This is a genomic window from Paenibacillus tyrphae, assembly GCF_000722545.1.
Taxonomy (GTDB): domain Bacteria; phylum Bacillota; class Bacilli; order Paenibacillales; family NBRC-103111; genus Paenibacillus_G; species Paenibacillus_G tyrfis.
The window spans coordinates 106,966-118,972 of sequence record NZ_JNVM01000020.1; the positions used below are offsets into that span (position 1 = coordinate 106,966).

The 12,007-nt window shown below is 55.9% G+C and carries 12 protein-coding genes and 1 riboswitch; of the genes, 6 read left to right on the forward strand and 6 right to left on the reverse strand.

The features are described from left to right. Window positions 1-6: 6 nt before the first annotated feature. Both ET33_RS23800 and ET33_RS23805 read right to left on the reverse strand, forming a co-directional pair. Window positions 7-1,728 carry a response regulator gene (locus ET33_RS23800; RefSeq protein ID WP_235206800.1) on the reverse strand — a complete coding sequence of 574 codons (1,722 nt, stop codon included), beginning with the start codon at window positions 1,726-1,728 and terminating at the stop codon, window positions 7-9. Window positions 1,729-1,753: 25 nt separating this feature from the next. Continuing rightward, a complete protein-coding gene (locus tag ET33_RS23805) occupies window positions 1,754-2,137 on the reverse strand; it encodes a response regulator (RefSeq protein ID WP_036687744.1) in 384 nt (127 codons plus the stop codon). 212 nt (window positions 2,138-2,349) lie between these two features. Here ET33_RS23805 and ET33_RS23810 point away from each other — a divergent pair, with 212 nt between their 5' ends. Continuing rightward, window positions 2,350-2,598 (forward strand): hypothetical protein, encoded by a 249-nt coding sequence (locus ET33_RS23810; protein ID WP_036687746.1) that lies wholly within the window; start codon window positions 2,350-2,352, stop codon window positions 2,596-2,598. A gap of 12 nt (window positions 2,599-2,610) precedes the next feature. Here ET33_RS23810 and ET33_RS23815 read toward each other — a convergent pair whose 3' ends face one another. Then, window positions 2,611-3,015 (reverse strand): gamma-glutamylcyclotransferase family protein, encoded by a 405-nt coding sequence (locus tag ET33_RS23815; RefSeq protein ID WP_036687826.1) that lies wholly within the window; start codon window positions 3,013-3,015, stop codon window positions 2,611-2,613. 212 nt (window positions 3,016-3,227) lie between these two features. On the opposite strand from ET33_RS23815, the gene ET33_RS23820 reads away from it, so the two are divergent. Further along, complete coding sequence (locus ET33_RS23820) at window positions 3,228-3,368, forward strand: hypothetical protein (RefSeq protein WP_036687748.1); 141 nt, start codon at window positions 3,228-3,230, stop codon at window positions 3,366-3,368. A gap of 137 nt (window positions 3,369-3,505) precedes the next feature. On the opposite strand, the gene ET33_RS23825 is transcribed toward ET33_RS23820, so the two are convergent. Next, on the reverse strand, window positions 3,506-3,814 hold the full coding sequence (locus tag ET33_RS23825) for a CD3324 family protein (RefSeq protein ID WP_010499607.1): 309 nt from the start codon (window positions 3,812-3,814) through the stop codon (window positions 3,506-3,508). A 771-nt stretch (window positions 3,815-4,585) separates the two neighbouring features. Further along, window positions 4,586-4,688, forward strand: a riboswitch (purine riboswitch). A 164-nt stretch (window positions 4,689-4,852) separates the two neighbouring features. Here ET33_RS23825 and ET33_RS23830 point away from each other — a divergent pair. Together ET33_RS23830 and ET33_RS23835 are read left to right on the forward strand one after the other, a co-directional pair. After that, window positions 4,853-5,452 (forward strand): xanthine phosphoribosyltransferase, encoded by a 600-nt coding sequence (locus tag ET33_RS23830; RefSeq protein WP_036687751.1) that lies wholly within the window; start codon window positions 4,853-4,855, stop codon window positions 5,450-5,452. A 50-nt stretch (window positions 5,453-5,502) separates the two neighbouring features. Then, entirely contained in the window at window positions 5,503-6,828 is a 1,326-nt protein-coding gene (locus ET33_RS23835) for a nucleobase:cation symporter-2 family protein (RefSeq protein WP_051775560.1), read from the forward strand. Between the two features lie 85 nt (window positions 6,829-6,913). Here the strand turns inward: ET33_RS23835 and ET33_RS23840 are convergent, their stop codons facing one another. Then, on the reverse strand, window positions 6,914-8,497 hold the full coding sequence (locus ET33_RS23840) for a bifunctional metallophosphatase/5'-nucleotidase (RefSeq protein WP_036687754.1): 1,584 nt from the start codon (window positions 8,495-8,497) through the stop codon (window positions 6,914-6,916). A 196-nt stretch (window positions 8,498-8,693) separates the two neighbouring features. Here ET33_RS23840 and ET33_RS23845 point away from each other — a divergent pair, with 196 nt between their 5' ends. Continuing rightward, the gene (locus tag ET33_RS23845) at window positions 8,694-9,662 is read left to right on the forward strand and encodes a phosphate/phosphite/phosphonate ABC transporter substrate-binding protein (protein WP_036687756.1); all 969 of its coding nucleotides are present in this window, start codon (window positions 8,694-8,696) and stop codon (window positions 9,660-9,662) included. 61 nt (window positions 9,663-9,723) lie between these two features. Here the strand turns inward: ET33_RS23845 and thrC are convergent, their stop codons facing one another. Further along, window positions 9,724-10,977, reverse strand: coding sequence for a threonine synthase (thrC, locus tag ET33_RS23850; RefSeq protein WP_036687758.1), 1,254 nt, complete (start codon window positions 10,975-10,977; stop codon window positions 9,724-9,726). A 126-nt stretch (window positions 10,978-11,103) separates the two neighbouring features. Between thrC and ET33_RS23855 the strand changes: the two genes are divergently transcribed. Then, window positions 11,104-11,988: a LysR family transcriptional regulator gene (locus tag ET33_RS23855; RefSeq protein ID WP_036687760.1), complete on the forward strand. Its 885-nt coding sequence runs from the start codon at window positions 11,104-11,106 to the stop codon at window positions 11,986-11,988. Window positions 11,989-12,007: the final 19 nt, after the last annotated feature.

Below are 12,007 nucleotides of genomic sequence, written 5' to 3' on the forward strand. Positions count from 1 at the left end.
ACGGTCTCAGCTTAATTCCAGCAATTCCTTCACCTTGAGCTCCAGCTCAACCATGGAAAACGGTTTATGCATATACGCATTCGCTCCAAGCTGCATTCCCCGGCTCGTGTCCTCTTCCCGGCTGCGCCCGGAAAGAACGAGCACTTTCGTATGGGGCGGCCGCGTGCCGCGCTCCCTCATCCGCTCAAGCACGCCGTACCCGTCGAGACGCGGCATCACGCCGTCGAGAATACACAGATCAACCGGGCTGCCCAGCAGCTCCAAATAAGCCTCTTCCCCGTCAGCCGCCTCCTTGAAGTCGATCGGTAGGTGCTTGAGCTTCGCCATAAGAATCGAGCGCAAAATATTGTCGTCGTCGGCAATCAGCACCATCTTGCGCGCCGCCGCGTCCGTCTCCGTGCCGGCAGCGTCGCCGGTATACAGCATCACCCGATTGCGGCCGTTTTGCTTGGCCTCGTACATCGCATCGTCCGCCCGCCGGATCCACTCGCTCAGCGTAAGGTCGGGCTGCCACTCCGACACGCCGGCTGAGAACGTAATGTGAAACGACTGGCCCTCGTTTTGCGCCACGGGTCCTTGATGCGTCAGCCTCAGAATGCCTTCGATCGTCTTTTTGGCGTCGGCGGCGGACGTGCCGGGCAGCACCACCACGAATTCCTCGCCCCCGAAGCGGGCGATCAGATCCGTAGCGCGCAGGTTGGCCTGCAGCAGATGGGCGAGGCCCTGCAGCACCAAATCCCCGATCGGATGCCCGTACGTATCGTTGATCGATTTGAACCGGTCGATATCGATGAATACCATCGAGATCGTCCCGGGATACCGTGCGACGCGCTGCAGCTCGACTTGAATTTGGTGATCGAAATACCGGCGGTTGTACACCCCCGTCAACGGGTCGCGGAATGCCATTTGCTCGAACGTCTTGGTCCGCTTGAGCAAACTGTAGATGCGGGCCGCCAGCTCTTCGTATTGAAACGGCTTGACCACGTAGTCGTCCGCGCCAAAATAGAAGCAGCGGACCTTGTCGTACACGTCGCTGCGCCCGGACAGCACGATCAAGGGCACGAGCTTCAAATTCGGGTCTTCCTTCAAAAACTCGAACAGCTCGTAGCCGCTGTCCGGATGCATCATAAGATCGAGCGAAATCAAGTCGTACGAACGCTCCCGGATCAGCCGCTGCGCCGAACTGACGTCTGCGGCTTCATCCACCTCGTAGCCGTCCAGCTTCAGACGCCGGACCAGATAAGCCCGCAGCACATCGTCATCGTCGATCACAAGCAGCCGTTCGCCCTGTGGAGGCGTGAGGGTGCGCTGCAGCTGCCCCTGCTGCTCATCCGGCTCCAGCTCGCGGGCGATGGTATCGATCTCCAATTCCAATTCGAGCACCAGCGCAAGGGAAGCCTGCGAACACCGCCGAAACCGCGCCCGAGCCTCCGGCGACGCCACAGCTTCCTCGTCCTGCGACCATTCCCAGTGCTCAACCAAATTCTCGGCGAGCGTCCCGATGCGCGCAAAACCGAACATCGGGGCGCTGCCTTTCAGCGTATGCACGATACGGTAAAACCGGCGGGCCGTCTCGGACGCATCCTCCGGCTCCGCATCCTCGGTCCAATGCCGCAGCTGCAGCAGCTGCTTATTCAGCTCGCGAATATATTTTTTCCGGCCTTCCTTCAGCAGCCGGGCCTCTCGTTTCATCCGGTCATCAGAGGGTGTTTGATGCAAAGCCTTCACTTCCCGTCTCCGGTATTTCTATCGGTTAACGCGCATCGCGCCGGATCAGCTCTTCCACGGTATCCAGCAGCTGCAGCGGACTGAACGGTTTAACGATATATTGCGTAACGCCCGCCGCCTTGGCACGTTCCCGGTCCTTATCCAGCGCTTTGGCCGTCAAAAGAATAACCGGCGTGTCCGCATTCGGATTCGCATGGCCGCGCAGCCATTCGCAAACCTCCACTCCAGTGCGTTCGGGCATCATATAGTCCAGAATAATTAAGTCGTACGGCTGCTCCTGCAAATAGGCGAGCGCCTGCGCCCCATCCTCCGCTTCGGTGAGCTCGTATCCTTCCTCGGCCAACGTTTCCGTTAACAAGAACCGCAAGGCCGCTTCGTCATCGGCCAATAAAATTTGATAAGGTGTCATAAGCCGTCGAACGCTCCTTCATGGTGCATGTTCTATGAAGATCATTATAACATGGATGATTGCCGCAGGGTTACAGGGAACTTTCCCGCCGCACATAGACCCAAAGTGCCATTTATAAACCAAAAGAACTATGTTATGATAAAAATAAACTAAAATTTGATGAAAATTTTATTTTTTTAGAGTACTTTTTCCTAGTTAAAAGGGCGGGTAACATGAATCCAATGGACCATCTGATCAAAAGAGTATCCAAGTACGTTTCGTTCGGCCAGCCCGTTTCGTCGGGGTCCGTGGTAAGCCAGCGCTTGTCTGACCCGCGCATGCCGATGCAAGCGTTTTATTTGATTGAGCAGCTGATCAACGCCATCGGCGAGGAACAATCGCATCATGTCATTCTGCGAATGACGGAAATCGTCAAGAAGTCGGAACGGGAGGATTGGAGACCGTATTCCAAACGGACCTGATTGGGAACGATTTCAAAGCATACTGCCAAGCTCTTGCTTCCTACGGGCATATTCGCGCCAGGATCCGCCGGCAATGCGCGGATATCCCCGCGGCTCATTCCACAAGTAAACCCATCCCTCGCACTCTTCCCGCCGGCTGTCGCGTACCCAGACGCGTTCATAATCGTTCCGCGCGCCGGGCCCGTAATACTCCTCCAGTTCGTCCATCCGATTCAGACCTTCCTGCGTCACGACCAGCCATTCGCCCTCGACGTCCGTCTCGCCGCCGCAGCCCGACAGAACGAGTCCGGGGTAAGCTCCCGCATCGAACAATGCGCCGCGCACCCGTCCGGACCGGACCGAGAGCACATAAGGCGCAACCACGTGATGGTTCGATTCGCCGACCAGCAGCGTTCCATAGACGAAAACCCGGATCAGATCGGTTCCCTCCTTCAACCCAACCGGCGAATTGCTTCCCTGGCGACGGTTGCCGGCTGGTACGAATTCCATTTTCCTCCATCATACCATAAGCCAAGTTCGGGGAAGCGGGTGATTTGCCCTATCTTTGAATGCGCGCCGTGTCCGAGAAAAGCAGACCGGCATAAATTGTCCATAAGACAAAGTCTTTGGGGGGAAGGGGGGAGTGCGCCATGCTTAGTCCTGAAGATGCGAACAAGATCATTCGCTTTTTGTCGGCGGCTTATTTTTGCACCGATTCGGATCAGGCGCGTAAAGAGTTCAACCGGTTGGCCAACGAGCTGCGCAAAGCTTCCGGACAGCCGGAACAATAAAGGGCTGAAGACCAGCACGCCGCTGCAGGAAGCGGCGTTTTTGCGCTGCCGCGCGGGAGAATGAAGACAATAGAAAAAAGCCAAAAGCGTCCACTTCTGGCTTGTTCCGTTTGCGATTATTTTCGCTATCCTTTCGGCTAGTGCCTCGTGGACGCCGTTTCCTGCTGCCGCGAATTCAGTCCGCGGGTTTTCACGATGATTTTCCGAATGCTGTCCTCCGACAGATGAAACTGACGGATCAGATCGGTCACTGTATGTCCGTTCTCATACAGCCTGAAAATCTCGAAATTCCGACGCATAATCGACTGCCGGGTGCCGTTGTTCTCACCCCAGCCTGCGCGGGTCTGTTCTTTTTTCGGTATATAAATGATTTCGCCCTGAATATAGTCCTGCAGTTGCTTGAGCAGACTAGGCGGCAAAATATCCTTCCCATTCTTGTACCCCACCGATGAAAGCCTCCTTTCGCGCCATGTTGGCCAAAGCCTCGAAAGTAATAAGCATTTTCATCTTTACACCTCCTCTGAGTTTTGCCGAAGCAAAACTGACGTCGCAAGCATTAGGGGCATGAAATTCAGGATAAACGTCTACGTCGTCCTTATCATCATGAAGGATAAGCGCGTTTATCAAGGTTGACGCGAAGCTATAAGTTGCGTTAACTTATAAATTCTTATCAACAAAAAAACACGATCGCCATATCGTGCCTGAATGCCTCTATATGTCATGTATCATTCAATGACGGTTCAGGTGACGGTGAAGGAGAAAAATGCTTATTCACTTGTTAGCAAACCCTTTTCCTTTTTTCATTGTGTCCAGTACCAATACCATTGCACGACACTCCTTTCACCTGAAATTTTTTGAAGACACAGAATTTCTCTTACATTATAACCCATCGATTCTTGTATTGTCCATCCGCGAATATATAAGGGGCCCGAAGGCCCCCCTTGACTGGCGTCTCCGCTTACGCGAAGACCACCTCGGATACCGTAATCATTGTTTCTGATCACTCCTTTCCTTAAGCGTCAGCTGGCCGGCTACATCTCCTATTAACTCATAATCGGCTGCGGTGCCGCAAGGTGGAAAACTTTTATAACGATTTTATCCTTATCCTGTCCGCTGCTGCGCCTCACGGAAGCTTCTGCCGGGAAAACGACGTTTCCCGTATTTTTGAACTGGCGCAAACCGCCCGTATCGTATATAATGGCATACAGTAAAGCGCCGGAAACGAATATAAAAAAGCTCGTATAATTGCAGGATGAATCGGCCTGCGAGTCTCTACCCTGCCTCCGCAACGGCAGGACTACGGGCGGTACACATACGGACGCAGAAAGGAAGACCGCGCTGCTTGCAGCCCGGCCGACCGTTTTGCGCCTTTTCTTGCTTTTGCGTATCGCTCGATTGCCCGTTTCTTATTGCAGAAACGGACGAATCGGGCTTTTTGTGTTTATCGGGCTTAGGATCTTGTTAACGTTCGGGAGGAAAAAGTAATGGAACTGCTTAAAAACAAAGTGCTGCAGGAAGGAATCGTGCTCGGAGAACAGGTGCTTAAGGTTGACTCGTTTCTGAATCATCAGGTCGATCCTGTCCTCATGATGGAGATCGGCAAAGAATTTGCCGCCCGTTTCGCCGGCGAGCGCATTACGAAGGTGCTCACCATCGAATCGTCCGGGATCGCTCCCGCCGTCATGACGGCGCTGCAGCTCGGCGTGCCGCTCATTTTCGCGCGCAAGCGCAAGTCGCTGACGCTGCGGGACGATCTGCTTACGGAGAAAGTGTATTCCTTCACCAAGCAGGAAGAAAGCGAAGTATCCGTCTCCAAAAAGTTTTTGTCGCCCGGCGACCGGGTGCTGCTGATCGACGATTTCCTCGCCAACGGCGAAGCGGCGTTCGGGTTGGCCCGAATTTCCGAGAAAGCGGGCGCTACAGTTGCCGGTATCGGCATCGTGATCGAGAAGGCTTTTCAGCCCGGGGGCCGGAAGCTTCTGGACGCAGGCTATCGGGTAGAGTCGCTCGCGCCCATCGCTTCGTTGGCGGACGGACGGGTCACGTTCGCGGACAAGCCTGAGCCGCAGACGAATCCGGTATAAATCAAATCCGTGCCCAACAATCCATTCCCGGAGGTATCCTTCCTGTGTCTATGAATGCAAAAACAACCGGCCAGCCGCCGATGCGGCGGTTTTCGCTCGGCCTGCAGCACGTGCTTGCCATGTACGCCGGCGCCGTCATCGTGCCGCTGATTGTCGGCAGCGCGCTGAAGCTGTCGCCGGAGCAGCTCGCCTATCTCGTTTCGATCGACCTGTTAACGTGCGGCATCGCAACCCTGCTTCAAGTTTGGAGCAACCGCTTCTTCGGCATCGGCCTGCCGGTCGTGCTCGGCTGTACGTTCACGGCCGTCGGCCCCATGATTGCCATCGGCAGCCAGCACGGCATCTCGACCGTCTACGGCGCCATCCTTGCCGCGGGCTTGTTCGTCGTCATCTTCGCCGGACTGTTCGGCAAGCTGATCCGCTTCTTCCCTCCGGTCGTGACCGGCTCGGTTGTCACGATCATCGGTCTTACGCTCATTCCTGTAGCGCTGAACGATATGGGCGGCGGGGTCGGCAACCCGAATTTCGGCGCGCCGGTCAATCTGCTGCTTTCGTTCGGCGTGCTCGCGCTGATTATCGTCATAAACCGTTTTTTCACAGGCTTTTGGCGGGCAATCTCGATTCTGCTCGGGTTGATTGTCGGGACGTTTGTCGCGGCGCTGCTCGGCAAAGTCAGCTTCGTTCCGTTCCATGAAGCTTCCTGGTTTCATATGGTTCACCCACTCTACTTCGGCACGCCGACGTTTGAAATCACTTCCGTGCTGACGATGATTCTGGTCGCTGCGGTCAGTCTGGTGGAGTCGACCGGGGTCTTTCTGGCTCTCGGCAAAATATGCGACCGCGACATCCGCTCCGAGGATTTGACCCGCGGCTACCGCGCGGAAGGTCTCGCGATCATTCTCGGCGGCTTATTCAACGCCTTCCCGTATACGACTTACTCGCAGAACGTCGGGCTTATCCAAATGAGCGGCGTCCGGACGCGCGACGTGATCATGACCGCAGGCGGCATTTTGATCGTCCTTGGCCTGATCCCGAAAGTCGCAGCGCTGACGACGCTGATCCCGACCCCTGTGCTCGGTGGCGCGACCGTAGCCATGTTCGGCATGGTCGTCTCCTCCGGAATCCGCATGCTCGGCTCGCAGGTCGATCTGAACAACCATGAGAACCTGCTGATCATCGCCTGCTCCGTCGGCATGGGCCTCGGCGTGACGGTCGTTCCGACGCTGTTCAACCAACTGCCGCAAGCCGTGCAAATTTTGACCGGCAACGGCATTGTCGCAGGCAGCTTTACCGCGATCGTGCTGAATCTGGTGTTCAACCTCCGTCGGAAACGGTCGGTTGCCGATGCTTCGCAGCCGCAAAGCGCCTCGAACTAATTGAATTGACATTATATAAGAAGACTGCGGCCTGTGAGCATATCACAGAATCGCAGTCTTCTTTTTTGCCATATATCCTATTGGTTTAGTCCCAAATAACTTCCCAATTCCGGTTCAGCGACGCTTCGATCGTTCCCCGCTCCATAATATAGCCGGCCAGCAGCTCCGCCATATCGGTCGGAATGTCCTTCACAACCGGCTTCCCTTGGAACATCAGGTAGTTTCCGCCACCTGCCGCCCGGTAATTGTTCATGACGACGTCGTATTCCGCTTCCGGATCGATCGGCTTGCCGTTATAGCTCATTTCGACGATCCGCTGTCCTACCGGACGGGAAATGTTGATGCGGTATTCGATGCCTTCCCACATGTCGTAATTATAATGCTGCGGCTTCGGATCGCTGAATTCCGCACTCACTTGTACCGGGCCGTGCCCGTCATAGTGGGCAAAATACGAGGCCGAGCGCTCCAGCGCGGCACGGATATCCTGTCCCGACACCCGGATGACCTGCAGCGTGTTCGGATAAATATAGTTGGAAACAATGTCCCGCATCGTAATGTGCTCGGGAAATCCTGGCGAGACGTTGTCGAACAGCGCGGTGTTGGAGATCGGGGCTCCCGACAGCTCCATCTGCACCCGGTTGATAAACTCGATGAGCGGATGCTCCTTCAGCCGGACCTCCATCGGATCGGTGACGTGCATGTCGCCAAGCAGACGCCCGATCGGCTGATCGAGCCATACCTGCGCGAGGCGCTCATGCGGCTCCACAATAGTTAGCACCGCGGAATCGGGCGCTTCGTCTTGCGGGGACACCAGCTCGGACGCGGCTTCCAGAACGCGCCAGCTTCCCGCTTCCAAGCCCAGCGTCAGTGTAACTTTGCCGAGCCAGGCGCCTGCGCTGCCGGGCTGCACGACCGTCACCCCGTTGATGCTCGTTCCGCTGATCGAACGGTGCTGGTGACCCGTAAACAGCACGTCGATCCCTTCCACCTCGTGGCAGAGGGCATAGCCTTGATTTTCCCCCGTCAACGGCTCCGTCGGCTCGCCGGATTCCAGATGCCGTTCGAACCCTCCGTGATAGGAGACGATCACAACGTCCGCTCCCTCGTGCTCTCGCAGATGCTTCACCCACCGCTTGGCCGTCTCGACGGCATCCTCGAAGCGCAGGCCCGCGATATGCTCGGGCTTCTCCCAATGCGGGATGTAAGGCGTCGTCAGCCCCAGCACGCCGATTTTGAGCCCCTGCTCGAGCGTCTTCACCAGATAGGGCTTGCCGAATACCGGTTCGCTCGTCGTCTCATCGACGATATTGGCGCTGAGCCAAGGAAAGCTCGATTCCCCGACCGCTTTGCGCAGCAGCTCCATCCCATAGTTGAATTCGTGATTCCCGATGACGGCTGCATCGTACCCGAGCTCATTCAGGCACTGAATCATCGGATTCGGCTCCCCGCCGTTCAGCTTGGCATGATGATATGCCAGCGGCGTGCCCTGGATCAAATCCCCGTTATCGATAAGCAGCAGCGGCCCGCCCTTTTGGCGTTCCTTACGAATGATCGATGCGATTTTGGCGAAGCCCGTTTCCGTTGCGCTGTTGTTGGCATACTGGATCGGCAGCAGCGCCCCGTGGAGATCGCTTGTTTCCAGTATCGTGACTGTCAGTTTTTGAACCACCTTGCATTCAACTCCGTTTTTCCATGAATTGAATCCACTATATCAAATTTAGCGCCGAAGAACCATCCGTTGGGATTTAAAAATATTTTTCGACATTTTTTTGGCTCTTTCACAAAAAATTTACTCTGGCCTGTCCGAATCTGTGGTATATTATTAAATGGATTTTGATCTAACAAGTTAACAGGAGGTCAATTCAATGTTTAAAAAGTTTGCAGCAGTCAGTTTGTCCCTGGTGCTTACCGCCGGGATTGCAGCAGGTTGTGGTACGAAAACAGAGAACAAATCTGCAACCCCCGCTCCTTCCGACAAGAAGCAAGAAGCGTCTGCGCCAAAAGGCTATCAGCCAAAAGAATTGAAAGTCCAATTCGTTCCTTCCCAAAGCGCAGAGACGCTGGAAGCGAAGGCGAAGCCACTGGAGAAGCTGCTCGGTGACAAGCTCGGCATTCCGGTGAAAGTATCCGTTTCGACCAACTACAACACCGTTATCGAAGCAATGGCTTCCAAGCAAGTCGATATCGGCTTCCTGCCTCCGAACGCTTACGTGCTGGCGCATGACGAGAAGAAAGCGGCGGACCTGCTTCTGCAAGCTCAACGTTACGGCGTAGACGAAAAAACGGGCGCCGACACCAAAGACCTGGTTGACTTCTACAAAGCTATGATCATCGTTAAAGCGGATTCCCCAATCAAAGAATTGAAAGACCTGAAAGGCAAAAAAATCGCTTGGCAAGGCGTAACGTCCTCCGCAGGCTTCGTATGGCCGGCTAACGAAATGAAAAAAGCGGGCGTCGATCCGGAGAAAGACGTAACAGGCATCGAAGTAAAAGGTCACGACAAAGGCATTCTGGCTGTGATGAACGGGCAAGTGGATGCAGCAGCTGTGTTCCAAGACGCGCGCAATACAGTGAAGAAAGACATTCCGGACATTTTCGAGAAAACGAAAGTGGTCGCTTTTACGGCTCCGATTCCGAACGACACGATCACCGTGCGTAACGATATGGATCAAACGTGGAGAGACAAAATCGCTCAAGCGTTCATCGATATCGGCAAAGACCCGGAAGGCGGAAAAATCATTTTCGACGTATACTCCCACCGCGGCTACATGAAATCCGACGACAAGAAATTTGACGTCGTTCGCGAATATTCCAAAGGCATCGGCCAGAAGTAAGTCATATATTTTTAATTCAAAAGGAGCACCCTGCTTTCTGCAGCGGCGCTCCTTTTTTGCGTTACAGCCGTGCTTTCACTTGCCCCAGCTCCAATCCCGTAGATACGGGCATTCCTGCATCGGCAGCTTCCCCCGTCACATACCGCTGCAAAGCGTCGGCGTCCTTTAACATATGCCCGGTTAAAATGCACACCGCCGTCTCGTCCTTATCTACGATGCCCTGCGCGACTAGCTTGCGAAGCCCTGCCGCCGACGCCGCAGAAGCCGGTTCGCAGCCGATGCCCGCCCGGTCGATCACCGCTTTCGCCTCCAGGATCTCCTCATCCGTCACGGAAACCGTTACGCCGCGGGTCGCTTGCAGCACGTCGGCAGCTTTTTTCCAGCTTGGCGGGTTGCCGATATTAAGGGCGCTGGCCAGCGTAGACGGCCGGGGCTCCGGTATAAGCTCCTTCAGGCTGTGCTCGATCATCCGGTGGAACGGACTCGCGCCTTCCGCCTGCACGACCGCCACCCGAGGCATACGCGAAATGAGTCCTACTGCCAGCATGCCCTGCAGCCCTTTGCCGAGTGCGGATACATTGCTCAGCGCCCCGCCGGGCAGCACGATCCAATCCGGCAGCGTCCAGTTTAGAGCCTGCGCGATTTCGTAGACGATGCTTTTTTGCCCCTCGATCCGAAACGGATTAATCGAATTACATACGTACAGCTCCAGCTCAGCCGCATGCCGTTCCAAGAAGCGAATCCCGTCGTCGTAGGTGCCCTGGAACCGGATCATTCGCGCTCCATAAGCCGCCGTTTGCAGCACTTTCCCGCCTGCGACGCCTTCCTCCGGGACAAAGACGTACGAGGCTTTGTCGGAAAGCGCCGCATACATGGCAAGCGACGAAGACGTATTTCCCGTCGACGAGCAGGCAAACCGCTCGTACCCGAGCCAGGCGCCCTGCGACACGGCGACCGTCATCCCGTTATCTTTGAAGGAGCCGCTCGGATTCTCGCTCTGCGCCTTAAGCCGCAAGTCCCGGACTCCGGTAAAACGGCGGACCGGTTCGGAGCCGTACAGCCCCGTGTTGCCCTCGTACTTGGTTACGATCCGCTCTGCCGGAAGCTCCGGATGAATCAGCTCCTTATAGCGCCATACCCCGCTTGCATAAGGCGTATTGCGCTGCGCCAGACGTTCGTCGAAGACGCGCCGCAGCTTCTCGCCATCCAACGTTCCGAGGCTCTGCTCGATCTGAAGCAGCCCGCCGCATTCGCAGCGCCATACCGGATCGGTGAGGCCCCGTTCTAGTCCGCACTCCGTACAGCTCAATTTCATCCCGCTCGCTCCTTTATACTATTGCCATTTGCTTCGTTCGACTTTAGAATAAAACGAAAAAACATATAAGTATAATATATTTATTTCAAGAAATCATAAATTAATTTTATGAATGGAGCGAAACCGATGAACCTCCACGCGTTAAAAATATTTCATGTCGTCGCCCGGAGCCGAAGCGTCACCCGCGCCTCCGAGATGCTGCGTATCAGCCAGCCTGCGGTCACGATGCAAATTCGCAACTTGGAGAAGGAGCTCGGCCTCGTCTTGTTGGCCCCGAAAGGAAGGGGCATCTGGCTGACGGAAGCGGGAACGTTCCTCGCCGGCCATGCCGAGCGGTTATTCGCTTTGGAGCAGGAGCTGGAAACGCTCGTCGACGACTACCGGGCAGGACGGTCCGGCACGCTGCGGATCGCCGCGACGTACCTGCCTGCGAATTTTTTGCTCCCTAGCTGGATTGCCGCCTACAAGCGGAAGTTTGCCGAGGTGCGGTTGACCCAATATACCGGAAACGCCCAGCAGTCGCTTGATCGGCTGGAACGGTACGAAGCCGATATCGCCGTCATCGGCGGCGCCGCCGCCGCTTCCTCCTGGCTGACACGCACCGTACTGTTCGAGGACCCGATGTGGTTCGTCGTCCCTCCAGATCATCCATGTGCAGGCAAGGAAGTCGGGCTCGCCGATCTATTGAAAGAAACGTTCATCATGCGCGAGGAAGGCAGCTCAACTCGCGAAATGCTGCTTGCCCTATGCCGGATGTCGAGCCTTGCCCCGCCCGATATCGGCGTCGAGCTGGGCGGGATGAACGAAGCCGTGCGGGCGGTCGCCGCGGGCTACGGCGTGCTCTTCGCCTCCTCCGCCGAGGTGCGGGAGTTCGTAGACCGCCGCGAGGTCGTGCGGGTACGGGTGAAGCATCCCGAGGTGAAAAACCCGATTGCCGTCTATTGGCGCGAAGGCGAGCCGCTATCCGGACAAGCCGCGGCGTTTGTCGAGCTGATTACCGGTCAGGTTTAGGCGCGAATAAGAAGAAGCA